Source organism: Rahnella perminowiae, assembly GCF_019049755.1.
In the GTDB taxonomy this organism is placed as follows: domain Bacteria; phylum Pseudomonadota; class Gammaproteobacteria; order Enterobacterales; family Enterobacteriaceae; genus Rahnella; species Rahnella perminowiae.
This window is the reverse complement of the sequence record NZ_JAFMOS010000606.1, coordinates 1-16,300: the sequence shown is the minus strand read 5'-3', so window position 1 is coordinate 16,300 and position 16,300 is coordinate 1. Positions and strand designations below refer to the sequence as shown.

Annotated in this window: 15 protein-coding genes; 4 read left to right on the top strand and 11 right to left on the bottom strand. The window is 54.2% G+C overall.

All coding sequences use genetic code 11. The features are described from left to right. Nucleotides 1–170 precede the first annotated feature (170 nt). Both narL and narX read right to left on the bottom strand, forming a co-directional pair. Nucleotides 171–821 carry a two-component system response regulator NarL gene (gene narL / locus J1785_RS19420; RefSeq protein ID WP_129990767.1) on the bottom strand — a complete coding sequence of 217 codons (651 nt, stop codon included), beginning with the start codon at nucleotides 819–821 and terminating at the stop codon, nucleotides 171–173. After that, nucleotides 818–2,608, bottom strand: a complete 1,791-nt coding sequence (narX, locus tag J1785_RS19415; protein ID WP_217220247.1) for a nitrate/nitrite two-component system sensor histidine kinase NarX — start codon at nucleotides 2,606–2,608, stop codon at nucleotides 818–820. Before narX ends, narL begins: the two co-directional genes overlap by 4 nt. A gap of 364 nt (nucleotides 2,609–2,972) precedes the next feature. Between narX and J1785_RS19410 the strand changes: the two genes are divergently transcribed. The 4 genes from J1785_RS19410 to J1785_RS19395 all read left to right on the top strand — a co-directional run bounded on the left by J1785_RS19410 (nucleotide 2,973) and on the right by J1785_RS19395 (nucleotide 7,159). Beyond that, nucleotides 2,973–4,391 carry a NarK family nitrate/nitrite MFS transporter gene (locus tag J1785_RS19410; protein WP_129951200.1) on the top strand — a complete coding sequence of 473 codons (1,419 nt, stop codon included), beginning with the start codon at nucleotides 2,973–2,975 and terminating at the stop codon, nucleotides 4,389–4,391. A gap of 224 nt (nucleotides 4,392–4,615) precedes the next feature. After that, nucleotides 4,616–5,596, top strand: a complete 981-nt coding sequence (locus tag J1785_RS19405) for an alpha/beta hydrolase (RefSeq protein WP_217220242.1) — start codon at nucleotides 4,616–4,618, stop codon at nucleotides 5,594–5,596. Nucleotides 5,597–5,644: 48 nt separating this feature from the next. Beyond that, entirely contained in the window at nucleotides 5,645–6,565 is a 921-nt protein-coding gene (locus J1785_RS19400; RefSeq protein WP_129951202.1) for a LysR family transcriptional regulator, read from the top strand. Nucleotides 6,566–6,664: 99 nt separating this feature from the next. Beyond that, nucleotides 6,665–7,159, top strand: coding sequence for a YjjA family protein (locus J1785_RS19395; RefSeq protein WP_217138602.1), 495 nt, complete (start codon nucleotides 6,665–6,667; stop codon nucleotides 7,157–7,159). Nucleotides 7,160–7,768: 609 nt separating this feature from the next. Here the strand turns inward: J1785_RS19395 and nth are convergent. The 9 genes from nth to dcuC all read right to left on the bottom strand — a co-directional run bounded on the left by nth (nucleotide 7,769) and on the right by dcuC (nucleotide 16,127). Next, complete coding sequence (nth, locus tag J1785_RS19390; RefSeq protein ID WP_129951205.1) at nucleotides 7,769–8,407, bottom strand: endonuclease III; 639 nt, start codon at nucleotides 8,405–8,407, stop codon at nucleotides 7,769–7,771. Next, complete coding sequence (locus J1785_RS19385) at nucleotides 8,400–9,098, bottom strand: electron transport complex subunit E (protein WP_129951206.1); 699 nt, start codon at nucleotides 9,096–9,098, stop codon at nucleotides 8,400–8,402. Before J1785_RS19385 ends, nth begins: the two co-directional genes overlap by 8 nt. Beyond that, entirely contained in the window at nucleotides 9,091–9,723 is a 633-nt protein-coding gene (rsxG, locus tag J1785_RS19380) for an electron transport complex subunit RsxG (RefSeq protein ID WP_217220251.1), read from the bottom strand. Before rsxG ends, J1785_RS19385 begins: the two co-directional genes overlap by 8 nt. Before the next feature lie 9 nt (nucleotides 9,724–9,732). Next, nucleotides 9,733–10,785 (bottom strand): electron transport complex subunit RsxD, encoded by a 1,053-nt coding sequence (rsxD, locus tag J1785_RS19375; protein WP_129951207.1) that lies wholly within the window; start codon nucleotides 10,783–10,785, stop codon nucleotides 9,733–9,735. Next, nucleotides 10,786–12,876, bottom strand: coding sequence for an electron transport complex subunit RsxC (gene rsxC / locus J1785_RS19370; protein ID WP_217220241.1), 2,091 nt, complete (start codon nucleotides 12,874–12,876; stop codon nucleotides 10,786–10,788). A 1-nt stretch (nucleotide 12,877) separates the two neighbouring features. Continuing rightward, nucleotides 12,878–13,444, bottom strand: coding sequence for an electron transport complex subunit RsxB (gene rsxB / locus J1785_RS19365; protein ID WP_013575430.1), 567 nt, complete (start codon nucleotides 13,442–13,444; stop codon nucleotides 12,878–12,880). Then, nucleotides 13,444–14,025, bottom strand: coding sequence for an electron transport complex subunit RsxA (rsxA, locus tag J1785_RS19360; RefSeq protein WP_015697462.1), 582 nt, complete (start codon nucleotides 14,023–14,025; stop codon nucleotides 13,444–13,446). The genes rsxB and rsxA overlap by 1 nt, the downstream gene beginning before the upstream one ends. Before the next feature lie 40 nt (nucleotides 14,026–14,065). After that, nucleotides 14,066–14,506: a DUF2569 domain-containing protein gene (locus J1785_RS19355; RefSeq protein ID WP_129990759.1), complete on the bottom strand. Its 441-nt coding sequence runs from the start codon at nucleotides 14,504–14,506 to the stop codon at nucleotides 14,066–14,068. Between the two features lie 253 nt (nucleotides 14,507–14,759). Beyond that, nucleotides 14,760–16,127 carry an anaerobic C4-dicarboxylate transporter DcuC gene (gene dcuC / locus J1785_RS19350; RefSeq protein WP_129951211.1) on the bottom strand — a complete coding sequence of 456 codons (1,368 nt, stop codon included), beginning with the start codon at nucleotides 16,125–16,127 and terminating at the stop codon, nucleotides 14,760–14,762. Nucleotides 16,128–16,300: the final 173 nt, after the last annotated feature.

Sequence of the window (16,300 nt, the reverse complement as noted above, 5' to 3'; positions counted from 1 at the left end):
GTAATAGCTGATGATCTGCCGCGCCTGGGTCACATTTTCTACCTGTAAAGAAGATCAACGGAGAAGGAAAAAGTTCAAAAAAAATCCCCGTCATGAATGCCGGGGATTTGTGTATAAGAGTCAGCCCTTCGCAGGGGAGGATTGGCAGGTGTTTAACGGCTAACGCCTGGTTAAAGCACATTACTCTGTAATACCCAAACTGCCGCTTCAACGCGGGATTTAAGTTTCATTTTCTTCAGCAGATGTTTGACGTGCACTTTCACCGTGCTTTCGGTGATATTCAGACGACGGGCGATCATTTTGTTCGGCAAACCTTCGGCGATCAGTTTGATGATGTCGCGTTCGCGCGGCGTCAGGGACTGAATATCGCGGTCACCGCTCGGGCGGCTTTCACGCAGGCTTGCCGCGAGAACGGGTGTCAGCGCTTCGCTCAGCACCATCTTCCCGGCGGCGGCGTTATGCAGCGCAGTGAGCAAATCTTCCGGCTCCATATCTTTCAGTAAATACCCATCCGCGCCACGTTTCAGGGCGGTTACCACATCATCTTCATGATTCGATACGCTGAAAACCACGATCCGCCCGGAAAGGGAGGTCTGACGCATGCTGTCGAGTGTATCCAGCCCGTTCATGCCCGGCATATTCAGGTCCAGCAGGATCAGGTCCGGATCGAGCTGTTTTGCCAGTTCGACGCCCTGTTCGCCATTACTGGCTTCACCAATAACTTTAAGGCGTGAGTCCAGCGCGATCAGCTGTTTCACGCCGTTGCGCAGCATAGGGTGATCGTCAATCAGCAAAATAGTGGAAGGGGTGGTGTCGTTCATACTTGCTCCTGGGGATTAACTGGCAGGGCTTCGGGCCGGAAACGCACAGTGACTTCTGTGCCGCCCTCCGGGCACCGGGCGACCCGACATTTGCCGTGTAAGGTACTGGCGCGATCCTGCATGATGATCAGCCCATAATGATTTTGCTGCCCGATGTCCTGCGAAATACCGTCACCGTTATCGCAAATATTCATGCTGATTTCGCCGTCATGACACTGTAATGAAAGCGATACCCGGGTGGCATTAGCATGTTTATAAACATTGTTCAGGGCTTCACGGGCAATGTGCAACAGGTGAATGCCCTGATTGGCCGGAACGGAACGCGGCGGGATCTGATAATCGAAATCAATGGCCAGGCCCATACGGCGTGAGAATTCATCTACGGTATGTTGCAGTGCGGCGTGCAGGCCGGGGGTGTTCAGCGTCAGGCGGAAGGTGGTCAGCAGTTCACGCAACTGGCGATAAGCGGTATTGAGTTCTTCCCGCATTTGTAGCAACAGATTTTTGTCTTCTTCCGGGAAGGCATCGGCGTGCATTTGCAGGCAGGCCACCTGAATTTTCAGGCATGACAGTGACTGCGCCAGCGAGTCATGCAGTTCACGGGCGATAGCCGAACGTTCCTCCATCAGCATCAGCTGTTGCTGATGTTCCGCCTGACGTGCCAGCATCAGAGTACTGGTGAGTTGTTCCAGCAGGGTGTGTATCAGTTGCTGCTGATCGTCATCCAGATACTGCCCTGGCGGCAACTGCGCCAGCAGCACACCGTAATTTTCGCGATCGTCGCGCAGGCTCCAGCTCAGGGACTCGCCACCGTCTTGTGCATGTTCACCGACCTCTGGGATGTCAGGCTGACGTGGCGAAGTGTGGCTGAATTCATTGAATACTTCCGCGCTGTTATTTTCGTATTGCCGCAACTGAATGCCACTCAGCGGAGTCAGTGACTGCAACTCTTTCAGCACCGGTTCCATGCGTGCCTCAGGCGGTGCACTGGTGTGAAGCTGACGGCTCACGCGGTACAGATAATCCAGCATCTGATTTTTTTGTTGCAGATCGGCGGTTTTTTCTGCCACGCGCTGGGCCAGATTATCGACCATTTCCGCCAGGGCCAGCGACATGCTGTTGAGCGAATCGCCGAGAATATCCATTTCATTATGCGCATCGCCATTCGCCACACGGTTGCGCTGATAGCGGCGGCTGAAATCTCCGGCGGTAATGGCGCTGGCCTGTGCGAGCAGGCTTTTCCAGGGCGTCAGCAGATGGCGGCGCAGGAACCAGATGGTCAGCGCCATCAGTAAAAGAGTTACCACCAGAAGTCCACGTTGGATCAGCGAAATCTGCTGTAAATGGTATTCGGTTTTGTGCTCCAGTGCCGCGACCAGCTCATCAAGCTGGCCAACAAAGACGGCAATATTGGCCGAGACATCCTGCGGATGCTTAGCCGTCAGAAGCTGGTTGCGCAGGGTGGTTTGCCAGTACTGACGTAATGCCAGAAACTGTGGTTGCAGATTTTCGCGCTCAACAGCCTGTAATAAATCGGCGCTGTTTTGATCAGTTTCCATCTGGCTGATATAGCGGGCACTGGTTTCCTGCAGCGGTACTTCAGATAACAGCCGGTAACTTTGCATGCGCAGCGAACCCGCTTTATTGATCGCATGGGCATTGCCCTCGATACTGCCCGCCATCCAGGCCGCCAGGCTCATTCCGCCAATGCCCAGAAGGCCGAGCAGCAGCATCAGCAAGGTGATCTGGCTGATGAGCGACAAAGAAGGCAGTACGCGTTTAAACATGAATAGTATTTCCTGAACCTATAGCGGACGCCGCAGATAACGTGCCGGAATGACACAAACCTGTACTGTGTGGGCATTTTTTATGATCAGGGAGCGTTTCCCTATACCCCTTTGTGATTACTCCTTTATTTCCATGTCATTCATGCTGTCGTTAACCCAAAGAACATCTCTTCGTCAACCTTTTGAATAAACGAAGTTTATTGATTTCCCGCCGGGTACTCACAAAGGATTTGTGGTGATTTTTCCGGCATTATCCACCTGCGTTTGCGTTGATTTGTATCAACATCCCGGAGTGGTGCTCTACCTAGTGTGTGCGACAGAACTCAATCATTACAACAACAATGCGTTGCCACCCGAGGTACACATGTCACATACATCAGCTTCACCGACGGAAAAACCGTCACGCCTGTTGCAGGACTGGCGTCCCGAAGACCCGGCATTTTGGGAAAAAACCGGGCATAAAGTGGCCAGCCGCAATTTATGGATTTCCGTGCCTTGTCTTTTGCTGGGATTCTGCGTCTGGATGCTGTTCAGCCTGGTCTCCGTTAACCTCAACAAAGTCGGTTTTAACTTCACGACGGATCAGCTGTTTATGCTGACCGCTATTCCGTCAGTATCCGGCGCTTTGTTGCGTGTGCCTTACTCCTTTATGATCCCGCTGTTCGGCGGTCGCCGCTGGACGGCCATCAGTACTGTATTTCTGGTGCTGCCATGCCTGTGGCTGGGTTTTGCGGTGCAGGATACCACCACGTCTTATAACGTTTTCCTGATCATTGCGCTGTTGTGCGGTTTCGGTGGCGCTAACTTTGCATCGAGCATGTCCAATATTAGCTTTTTCTTTCCGAAAGCGAAGCAGGGCGGCGCTCTCGGGATCAATGGTGGTCTGGGTAATCTTGGGGTGAGCGTGATGCAGCTGATAGCACCACTGGTCATCTCCCTGGGGGTGTTTGCGGCCTTCAGCGATAAACAGACGCTGGCGAACGGTACTGACATCTGGCTGCAAAATGCGGCCTGGATCTGGGTGCCATTTTTGATCATCGGTACCCTTGCCGCCTGGTTTGGTATGAACGATCTGGCCTCTTCCAAAGCCTCAATCCGCCAGCAATTACCGGTACTGAAACGCGGTCATCTGTGGATCATGAGTGTGTTGTATCTGGCGACTTTCGGTTCGTTTATCGGCTTTTCAGCGGGTTTTGCGATGCTGACCAAAACCCAGTTCCCTGACGTCAATATTTTGCAATTTGCCTTTTTCGGCCCGTTTTTTGGTGCGCTGGCCCGTTCTGCGGGGGGCATGTTGTCCGACCGCCTGGGTGGTATTCGCGTAACTCTGGTGAATTATATCGTCATGGCGATTTTTGCGGGTTTACTGTTCCTGACCTTGCCGGTCGGTGGCGCGGGCGGCAATTTCCCGGCGTTCTTCGCGGTATTTATGGTGCTGTTCCTGACGGCCGGTCTGGGCAGTGGCTCCACCTATCAGATGATTGCGGTGATTTTCCGCAAACTCACCACTGATCAGGCTAAAGCCCGTGGTGCCAGCGATGATGAAGCGCTGCGTGAAGCGGTTACCGATACGGCGGCTGCGCTCGGTTTTATCTCTTCCATCGGCGCGATTGGCGGCTTCTTTATTCCTAAAGCGTTCGGGACATCACTGGCCATGACCGGTTCACCGGCGGGCGCGATGAAAGTCTTCCTGGTGTTTTACGTGGTTTGTGCGCTGATCACCTGGCTGGTGTACTGGCGTAAACTGAACAAAGGTTTTGCGACCAAACAAGTCAGAAAATAATCGCAGCAGGCAGTGAATGGAATGAAAGGGGCTCCGGCCCCTTTTTGCGTGATCAGAACGCCGGGCACGTTTGGTATGACATCCGGGGTGGCCCCGCATTTCATGACAGCTTCCTCATGAGAAACCTACCTGTAATCAGTCATAAGCAATAACAATTCAGACTTTTTAAAACCGGTTCAGGGCGTTATAAATAACGGGACGATAACTGAAAAATGGATCCTGTGATGAAAACTGCCCACCTGGTTGACCCTGAACTGCGCCCGTTACTGGCCCTGATGCCTGCAAAAGTGCTGGAGGTATCCGCTTTGCCTGATATGCGCGCTCAGCGGCAGGCAGCGGCACTGGAAAGTTTATTGCAGGATGATGGCCTGCCTGTTTCCGTCGCTCATCATCACATTACGGGTAGCGAAGGCGCGCCGGCGGTGCGTGTGGTGGTGATTTCACCGCAACATGCACGCCAGGGGCGGATGGGTATTTTGCATATTCATGGTGGCGGCTATGTGCTGGGCAGCCCTGAGCAATCGATGCCGCTGACCCGTCCGACAGCGGCGCAGCACGACTGTGTCATTGTTTCGGTGGATTATCGCCTCGCGCCGGAAACACCGTTCCCCGGACCGCTGGAGGATTGCTATGCCGCGCTGGTCTGGATGACCGCTCAGGCAGAAGCGCTGGGCATCGACCCCGAACATATCGGTGTAATGGGCGACAGCGCCGGTGCAGGGCTGGCGGCCTCGCTGGCGCTGCTGACCCGTGACCGCAATGGCCCGAAACTGGCGTTTCAAAACCTGATGTATCCGATGCTTGACGACCGCACCGTGACCGATCCCAACCCGAATCCGGTGACGGGTGAATTCTCCTGGACGCGCGAGGACAACCGTGTCGGCTGGCACGCCTATCTTGGTCATGAAGCGGGTTTGCGGGATATTTCCTGCTACGCTGCGGCGGGCCGTGCAGAGGATCTGAGCGGATTACCGCCAGCCTGGATTGGCGTCGGTTCGATAGATTTATTCCTCGATGAGAATATCGACTATGCACGCCGGTTAATCCGTGCCGGCGTACCGGTGGAATTCAGCATTTATCCGGGCGGATTTCACGGTTTCAATGGCGATCCGGCCTATGCGCTGGCCCGCCGCGCACGTAAACAGCGTCAGGACGCCCTGGCCGGTTTTAATCCGCTGCGTCATCATCATGACTTTGGATTATAATCATCAGCAATCAATCAGGCATAACAACCGGCTGAATTAGAAAATAAATTGGATATCAAACAACTTATCTATTTGTGTAATCTCGAACGCGAACGACATTTCGGCAGGGCGGCAGAAGCCAGTTTTGTCAGCCAGCCGACGCTGTCGATGCGCCTTAAAAATCTCGAAAAAGAACTCGACCTTAATCTGATCAACCGCGGTAATAACTTTGAAGGTTTTACCGCCGAAGGCCTGCGCGTGCTGAGCTGGGCGCGTGAAATCGTCGCCGTCTATGAAGGGCTGAAACTGGAAGTCGAATCACTGAAACAGGGCATGAGCGGGACATTGCGTATCGGCGTGATGCCGCAATGCAGCGTGTCGCTGGCGCAGCTGATTAAGGCGGTCAGCGAGGCGCATCCGGGGCTGGATTATCGTGTCGCGGAAGTCAGTGCCGATCAGCTGATAGAAGCGCTGAGCAGTCATTCAGTGGATGTCGGTATTGGTTTTTTTGAGTTCTCGACGCTCAATGAGCTGCGCTTTCAGCTGGTGCCGCTTGATGATGGCGGCGTTGATGTGGTCTATCACCCGGATCATTTTCCGCAGTTGCAGGACATCGGACTGATGACCGCTGAACAGGCAGTCACGCTGCCATTATGTCTGTCTGAGCCGAGCCGCTATTTCCGGCGTTATCTGGATAATTTTTTCCGCCAGGCCGGGCTTGAGCTGCGTCCGCGGCTTGAAAGTACCTCGATTTTCCAGCTGATGCAGGGCGTGTTCGTCGGGATTGGCTGTGCGCTGGTTCCGCGCGGACATCTGATTGATGAGATGCATCCTGTACTGAAACGTTGTCCGCTGGATATCACACCGATGAGCCGTCACGCCGCACTGGTGGTTGCCGAAGCGGGAAGGGCAACGCCACTGGCGCAGCATTTCTTCACAGCCGCCGGGCTTTGGCTGGCACAACAGCAGACAGAAAAACCCGACAGATAAACCATCCTCCGACGGTTTATCTCCGCTATTCCTATTGATGAAAAGAATATTTAAGCTCAAGCTTTGGCGCAATATTGCGTTAAATGAATGGAGTAACACATGAAAACATTGAAAGCCGTTGTTCTGGCGATGGCCTCTGCAGGTATTTTGCTTTCAGCAGGTGCACAGGCGTCGAATAATCTTCTGGGACAACTGCAGCAGGCCGCCAACGAAGGACTGAACGGCGGCGGCAAATCCGGTTCTACCGGCACCACTTCTTCGCTGACCTCGTTGCTTAGCGGCGGCGACAGCGCATTAACCTCGACCAGCGCGAACAATGTCGCAGGTGTGTTGCAATATTGCGTGAAGAACAACGTACTTTCCAAAGCCAGCACTGAGAATGTGAAAGATCAGTTGCTGAGCAAGCTGGGTATCCAGACGGCAGAGGGTGCGGAAAGCCAGGATTATCAGCAGGGTCTGGGGGGATTGCTGAAAACCGGTAAAGATCAGAGTGTCGATCTGAATAACCTGGGGAACGGGCTGACGCAGGTAAAAGAGAAAGTGAAAACCAAGGCCTGTGATGTGGTGCTCAAGCAGGCGAAATCGTTTATTTGATTGCAGAGGCCGCTGCAATGGCGGCTTTTAACTTCAACTTCAAGGTCAAAACCGTGGGGTGCCACCCACACTGGCCTTAAGAGGCGCCTATCGCCGCGCCTCTTAAGAATCTCCGGCTCTTTTACTGCGCGCTCCGCTCGCTGGCTATGTTTCAGGTATCGCAGTGATAGCCGCAAAATCCCGCCGCGGCGCGGTGCCCTACGTTCGGGTTGCAACCCGCGCAAAAAACGCGCGGTTTTCCACCTCTCCTCCGGCGGAATTTTGGAACCGGCCTCAGGCTTCAACTTCACAACCTCACTTTCTTAATCTTTCAAAAAGCTGCGGGCGATTCAGAAATCTTGCTGAACGGAGCGGCCTGAAGACCGAAGGCTTCAGGACCGAGAGAAGGCACCGCGTAGCGGCAAGATTTCCAGCCTGTCGCTGTGGTTGCTGAAACATAGCCAGCGCGCGGATCACGTGTTTGAAAAAGCGAGGGGAGTTCAGAGGGGAAAAGCCTTTCCCCTCTGGTCGGTTTCGGCGCGACAGGCCATGTGATAACCGTTATTGAAAAACCGAAACTTACTCAATTCTATGTAAAGTCATTTATAGCTATTTAAAAGGGAAGCCCTTTCACTCCGCATAGACCTTCTCTTTACTCTCACACAAATCCTCAATCAGACAACTCCCGCACCGTGGCTTGCGGGCAATGCAGGTATAGCGGCCATGCAGGATCAGCCAGTGATGGCAGTCAAGTTTAAATTCGGCGGGAACCACTTTCAGCAATTTTTCTTCGACATCATCGACAGTTTTGCCGGGCGCGAATTTCGTGCGGTTACAGACGCGGAAAATATGCGTGTCCACCGCAATGGTCGGCCAGCCGAAGGCAGTGTTAAGTACAACGTTGGCGGTTTTGCGGCCGACGCCTGGCAGTGCTTCAAGCGCGGCGCGGTCTTCCGGCACTTCTCCGTTGTGTTTTTCCAGCAAAATACGGCAGGTTTTAATCACGTTCTCGGCTTTGGCATTAAACAGGCCAATAGTTTTGATGTATTCCTTCACACCGTCCACGCCAAGTGCCAGAACAGATTCAGGCGTGTTGGCGACAGGATACAGCTTTGCCGTCGCCTTGTTCACGCTGACGTCCGTGGCCTGCGCGGAAAGCAATACCGAAATCAGCAGTTCGAACGGGGTGGTGTACACCAGTTCGGTGGTAGGATGCGGGTTGTTATCACGTAAACGGCTGAGAATTTCGGTGCGTTTTTCCTTATTCATGAACACTTCCCTTTGGCAAACTTTCTTCAGCAGCAACGTGCTGTGCCGCTTTCCGTGCTTTCATGCGCTGATCAATAAGATATTTAGCGGCCAGCAACAGACCGAGGCCGATAAACGCGCCCGGCGGCAGCATGGCCAGCAGGAACGGGTTATCGAGATGCAGCACTTCGACACGCAATACTTTCGCCCAACTGCCGAGTAACAAATCAGCGCCGTTGAACAGTACGCCGCTGCCGAGAATTTCACGCATTGAGCCCAGTACAAACATCGCACAGGTTGCTCCGAGCCCGGTCATCGCACCGTCAAGCGCGGCCAGATGGATCGGACTGCTGGCTGCGCAGGCTTCGGCGCGTCCGACCACAATACAGTTGGTCACAATCAGCGGGATAAAAATCCCCAGCGCCTGATACAGACCAAACGCATAAGCGTTGATCAGCATCTGTACGGTACTGACGACCGAGGCGATAATCAGCACATAAATCGGGATGCGAATTTCATCCGGGATCCACTTACGGAATGCGGAAATCATGGCGTTGGTACAGGTCAGCACCAGTGTGGTCGCAAGGCCTAAACCCAGGGCGTTGGTGGCAGTCGAAGTCACGGCCAGCAGCGGACAAAGCCCCAGCAACTGAACCAGTGAGGAGTTATTGGTCCACAGACCCTGAACGATTATCTTTTTGGCTTCACTCATCACGTGCTCCACAAGGGGTGAGGTGGGAAAGCTGAGACGGTACCGTCCCGATAAACAGCGCCGTGCGTTTTACGGTGCGAACGACGGCGCGCGGTGTAATGGTCGCACCGGTAAACTGATCAAACATACCGCCGTCTTTCTTCACGGCCCAGCGCTCATCGCCTGCACCGTTAACGGTCTGATTGGCGAAATGCTTGATCCAGTCTGAAATGCGCACTTCAATTTTGTCACCCAGCCCCGGCGTTTCATGCTGTTCCAGCACGCGGGAACCGTAAACTTTGCCATGAAAATCAGCCGCCACCAGTAACCGGATCGCACCGGAATAACCATCAGGCGCAGTGGTTTCAACCACCGCGGCCACAGGCTGTCCGTTTTTGCGCGCCAGATACATACGGTGCGGCGTCATGTTACCCAGTGCCTCATCAGTGACGTTGTAACATTCGTTTTGCATGTCATTGTCGTACACGCCTGCAGGGATCACCTGATCAAACAATATTTTTTGCTGTAACAGCGCCTGATGTTCAATCGTCGGCTTGGTCATCAGGTTGACCAGAGCCGTCATCCCGGTCATCAGTGCGCCAAAGAAAGCCAGAATCAGGCCGTGGCGTCGCATGGTTGCTAACATCATTCTTCCTCAGCGATGCCCGTAAACACGTGGTTGTGTATAGTGATCAATCAGTGGCACAGTAATATTGGCCAGTAAAACCGCAAAAGCGATGCCATCCGGATAACCGCCATAACTGCGGATCAGCCACACCAGTAAACCAATCAGCGCACCGAAAATCAGGCGGCCTTTAGGGGTAGTGGAGGCTGTCACCGGATCGGTGGCGATAAAGAATGCACCCAGCATGGTCGCGCCGGAGAACAACCCGACCAGCGGTGAAGAGTAGCTTTCCGGTGCCAGACCCCACGCGATACCCGCGCATACAGTCAGCATACCTAACAGGGCGACCGGAATGTGCCAGCTGATGATTTTGCGCCACATCAGGAACAGCCCGCCGGCGAGGAAACCCAGGTTAATCCACTGCCAGCCGAGACCGGCCAGCGTGCCGCTAAACAATGGCGTACTCAGGATCTGATCGGCGCTATGGCCGGAGCGCAGACCGGTTTTAAACGCATCCAGCGGTGTTGCCTGCGTCACGCCATCGACGTTCATATTGAGCTGATAGGCGGTCAGATCCAGACTGTTATGCCCGGTGAAAATAGTCAGCAGTGTATCGGTGAAGCCTGCGTGATGGTGTTGCAGGGTATCAGGCGGCAACCAGGTGGTCATTTGCACCGGGAAAGAAATCAGCAGTACCACATAACCTACCATGGCTGGGTTAAACGGATTCTGACCCAGACCGCCATAAAGTTGTTTGGCAATAATGATGGCGAAAATCGTGCCGAGTACCACCATCCACCACGGGCCCAGCGGCGGCAGGCTGATACCCAGCAAAACCGCGGTCAGCAGGGCGCTGTTATCCCCCAGACGTTTTGTCACCGGCTGTTTTCGCAGTTGTAACACGGCGCCTTCTGCCAGCAGAGCAATCACGATAGCCAGTGTCAGTTGTATCAGCGTGCCGTAACCGAAGAACCAGACCTGAGCGATCAGGCCGGGAATACACGCCAGGATCACCATCATCATGATGGTGCTGGTGTTCTGGCGATTATGCGTAAAAGGTGAACTTGCGATCCTGAAGGCCATCTATTCCTCGTTAGACATTGTTTGGGCGGCTTTACGGGCCTTAACCCGGGCGATCGCCGCAGCCACGGCGGCTTTGCGTGGATCGCTTTCTTGTTGTTTTGGCTCGGTTTCTTCTGTGTCCTGCGCGGCCGCTTTTTTGGCTTTGGCGCGGGCGATGGCAGCGGCTACTGCCGCCTTGCGTTTGTCGTCTGCGGAAGGTTCGGCAGGTGACGCTGTCACGTTTTCTTCACCGGCAGGCTGATGTGATGCTGCGGCTTTCTTCGCTTTTACACGGGCAATCGCGGCAGCCACGGCGGCCTTGCGGGCATCTTCCTCAGCGGGCGGCTGAGAAACGGCAAGCTCACTTTCTCTGGCTTCAACAACCACGCCAGTGTTGCCGGCTTTCTTCGCTTTCACCCTGGCAATCGCGGCAGCCACCGCGGCCTTACGGGCATCTTCCTCAGCGGGCGGTGCTGTTTCAGCCACCGGTTCAGAGGCCACAGGGATATCCTGCTGCGCGGCAGCTTTTTTAGCTTTAGCGCGGGCAATTGCCGCCGCCAGTGCGGCCTGGCGCGGATCGACTTCCGGCGTGTCAGCCACGGGTTTTTCTTCTACAGGGGCTTCTGCTGCCGGTGTCTCGCTGAGTTTTACAGCCGCTTTCTGATGCTTTTCTTCCCGCGCTAATTTTTCACGCTCCATACGCGCCTGTTTGGCTTCGAAACGCGCTTTGGCTTCCGTGGCACGTGCGCTTTCGTTATCGATGGCGCGGATTTCAGCCTTTTCCTGACGGTAATACTGCACCAGCGGAATATTGCTCGGGCAGACATAGGCACAGGCGCCGCATTCGATGCAGTCGAACAGATTATGCTTGCGTGCTTTCTCGTGTTCCTCGCCTTTACTGAACCAGTAAAGTTGTTGCGGCAATAAACCGGCCGGACAGGATTCCGCGCACAGGCTGCAACGGATGCAGGCTTCTTCCGGCCCGGGCTGTCCCAGTTCGGATTCGGACGGTGCCAGCAAACAGTTGGAAATTTTGACCACGGGTACGTTGAGCGACGGCAGGGTAAAGCCCATCAGCGGACCGCCCATGATCACCATCTTTTTATTACCCTGCGGTTGTAACTGACCTTCCTGCATCAGGTGCTCAATGGGGGTACCCAGACGCGCCCAGACGTTGCCCGGTTTTGCCATTGCTTCACCGGTCAGCGTGACCACGCGTTCAATCAGCGGTTCGCCGTCAATGATGGCGCGTTTAATGGCAAACACAGTGCCGACGTTTTGCATCAGCACGCCGATGGACGACGAGTGATGGCCTTTTGGCACCTCGAGGCCGGTCAGGATTTTAGTCAGCTGTTTGGCACCGCCGGACGGGTATTTGGTCGGGATCACCCGCAGCTCGAAACGCACACCGTCGGAGATTTCAGCGCTGATCGCCGCTTTTAGTGCGGCAATCGCTTCAGGTTTGTTGTCTTCGATGCCGATCAGCACACGTTCAGGATGCAACATGTGACAGAGGATGCGCGTACCCTGGAGGATTTCCATGGCATGTTCCTGCATCAGCCGGTCATCGGCAGTGATGTAAGGCTCACATTCGGCAGCGTTGAGGATCAGTGTGCGGGTCGAGGTCAGGCCGCCCGCCAGTTTACTTGCTGTCGGGAAACCGGCGCCACCCAGCCCGGCAATACCGGCCTGACTGATGCGCTGATTCAGTTCTTCAGCAGTAAGCTGACGGTAATCGGCCACGAATTCACGGTCACACCAGGTGTCCTGGCCGTCGGCGTCGATTAACACACAAAGCTCTTTCAGGCCGGAAGGGTGCGCAGTAATGTGTGGCCCGATGGCGGTAATCACGCCTGAGGTCGGCGCATGAACCGGTACGGTACGGCCACGACCGGTGGTCAGCGGCTGACCTTTTAACACGCGGTCGCCGGGTTTCACACACAGCTCACCTTCAGGACCAAGATGTTGCTGAAGCGGGATGATAAAGCGCTCAGGCAGTGGCACGTTGCGCAACGGAACGTGGCTTGACTGAGTCTTCATTTCCGGCGGATGAATACCGCCGTCGAAGTCCCAGATCTTGTCTTTTTTGAGCGCCGCAAACAGATTAAACATGTTACTCCGCATGGATGACCTGAACCGGAATGGATTTCAAATCCCACTTCCAGTTTGCGGTGGTGGTTTTTACCGGCAGCATTTCGATGCAGTCCGTCGGGCAGGGCGCGACGCACAGGTCACAGCCGGTACATAAATCGGTAATCACGGTATGCACGGCACGGGTGGCCCCTACAATGGCATCAACCGGACATGCCTGAATGCACTTGGTGCAGCCGATGCAGTTGCTTTCGTCAATGTAGGCCACTTTACGCACCGGTACCGCAGCCGCGGCGTCTTCACCCATCGGCTGAGGTTCAACGTTAAGCAGGGTTGCCAGCTTGAGCATGACTGCTTCGCCGCCCGGCACGCATTTATTGATGTTGTCGCCATTGGCGACCGCTTCGGCATAAGGTTTACAGCCGGGATATCCGCATTGCGCACACTGGCTCTGCGGCAGAATATCGTCAATCTGATCGACAACCGGGTTGCCTTCGACGGCAAAACGACGCGAGGCGTAACCCAGCAGCAGGCCAAAAACCAGCGCCAGAGCGGTCAGCGCGCCAATTGCTACCCATAATTCAAACATTAGAATTTCACCAGACCCGTGAAGCCCATAAAGGCCAATGACATCAGGCCGGCCGTGACCAGCGCAATCGAAGAACCTTTGAACGGTGCCGGAACATCAGCGACGACCAGACGTTCGCGAATGGCAGCGAACAGCACCATGACCAGCGAGAAGCCCAGTGACGCGGCAAAACCGTACAGCGCGGATTGCATAAAGTTGAACTGCTGGTTGATGTTGAGCAACGCCACACCGAGCACGGCACAGTTAGTGGTGATAAGCGGCAGGAAAATACCCAGCAGCCGATACAACGACGGGCTGGTTTTACGCACGACCATTTCGGTGAACTGCACGACAACGGCGATCACCAGAATAAAGGCCATGGTGCGCAGATACACCAGCCCCAGCGGCATCAGAACAAAAGTGTTGACGATCCACGAGCAGATATTGGACAGGGTGATCACGAAGGTGGTGGCGAGCCCCATCCCGATAGCCGATTCCAGTTTCCTGGACACGCCCATAAACGGGCACAGGCCAAGAAATTTGACCAGCACAAAGTTATTGACCAGCACGGTGCCGACGAAGAGTAATAAATAAGAGGTCATAGCAATTGCCCGGACATAATAATCATTAAAAAATTCAGGGTTATTCCGTAAAGGTTTCTTTTACCCGCAGTGAGCGCTTAAAATAAGGCACAAAGACGGCGGCGGCCAATAAAGGTAACAATAAGTTACGCACGGCCAAATCATCGGTAACCGGTGAGAATGCAAAGGCTTTTACTGCCAGAAGCACGGTGCACAATAACCAGATAATATACATTTTAGGTAACGCTCTGGCGCGCTTACAAAATTGCCATAATACCGCAACGGTAAATAACCCCATCGCCAACGTGGTCACTACAGAGAAATACCATTGCAGGGTAAATGCCTGCGAGTTGGTGATTAAATATTCACGCGATTCCGGTACAAATAATGCCATTGAAAACAGAAACAGCATTAATACGACGCTGAGCAGCGTCACAATCAGATACGCCATCGGGGCCAGTAACCACCCGCCAATACGTTTATAGCCCGGATTATTCGACATAAAAGCTTTTCTCACGCTGGTTTTGCCATCAAATCAGCACAGGGAAACTTCCCCGACCTTCAAGGCGCAGTAGCTTAACCCGAGTTCGCTTCAGCCGATATCGTATTTATGTGATCAATACCTTAATCCTTCCGCCGTCTCTGCGTTGACTGCCTTCACACGCCCCGGTCACAGACTTTTGTATGCTCCGGGGACACGCTCAGTGAACGCACTGATACAGCCTGAACGATTCAGGAATTAAAAGCGGGGAGGACTAGTGCACCGGCACCAGAATTTCGGTGGCGACGATCACCACAATCAGGCCAACCAGCACGGGAACGGAGGTCCGTTTAACCACTTCAAAAGGCGAGATTTTTGCCATGCCGGCCACTGCGACCACAACGCCGGAAACCGGGGAAAGGGTCCGGCCCAGGTTGGACGCCTGCAACATCGGAATGACCAGGTATTCCGGATTAATGCCCATTTTCGTCGCCAGTTTAGGGATGAGTTCAACGAAGGCATAGAACGACGCATTGCCGGATCCGGTCGTCATGGCGGCAAGCACGGTGATCACCACCAGTACCAGCATCATAACGATGCTGCCGGAACCGAAGTTTTGCGCCAGTCCGATCAGGCTGCTGATAAACCCGACAGTACTTAAACCCTGAGCAAACACGCCTGCCGCGACCAGCAACATCACGACGTTGGCGAATGCATCGGCCATGCCGCGATACGCCACGTCCAGACCGGCGAATACCGCTTTGCCGCTACGGTTACGCACGGTTTCAATCAGGGCGGTCAGCAGCATGCAGATCACCAGAATGGTGATGATATGCAGATTCGGCCCCCATTTTCCGTCAAAAATCAGCACACCGATAATCGGCGTGAAAGGCAAAATGGCGTAGAAAGCCGGAGCATTGGTTTCAGCCACATCGTCAGCATTTGAATCGACCGTATCCACCTGGGCTGTGGTATCGCGTTTATCCAGATAGCGTTGCCAGAAGAAATGCGCGACAGCCATTGCGGCGATGGCGGCAATCGAAATAGGCAGGGTGACTTTAAAGGCAAAATCCACCAGCGGCATGTTCGCCGCCTGCGCGGCCAGCACAACGTCACCGGATGTTGGCGAAAGGATGATTGCCGCAGGGGATGCACAAATCGCCGCCGCCGCGCCCCGGCTGATGCCGACGTTGACCATTATCGGGAACAGTGTCGCCATCAGTAACACGCCCAGACCGGTGGCGGAAGATACCGCCAGCGACATCAGACACGCCAGGATATAAGCCGCAACCATCAGAATGTACGGTGAGTTGATCATCTGTAACGGACGCGATGCCAGTTTGACGACCACATCATTGGCCCCAATATGTGTCATATAGGCCGCGAATCCGCACAGCATCATAATCATCATTCCCAGATCGCCACCGCGGCTCATCAGCAGAATTTTGACGTATTCAACGATATCTGTGGCATTCCAGCCGGTACTTTTTGTGCCTTCCGGCAGGATACTGTGGCCCATCATTGCACTGATAATCAGCAGCAATAAGCCACCTACCATCAGCACGCCGGTGGGTGAATAGCCTTTAATGATATAGCGTCCGACAAAGACGGCGACCACCAGCCCGATCAGTAATTCCAGCATTATTGTATTCCCCGAGATTAAATATGGATCCAAGTGAAAGGCGGGCACTTTGCCGAAATAGCTCACCGGGCGTAATGACGCTTATCAATTATGGGTGATGAAAAAGCGGGGAATATTTAAATTTGTGATGCTTAACGGGGGATCACGGGGGGGCGTTTAAAACAAACTTCAAG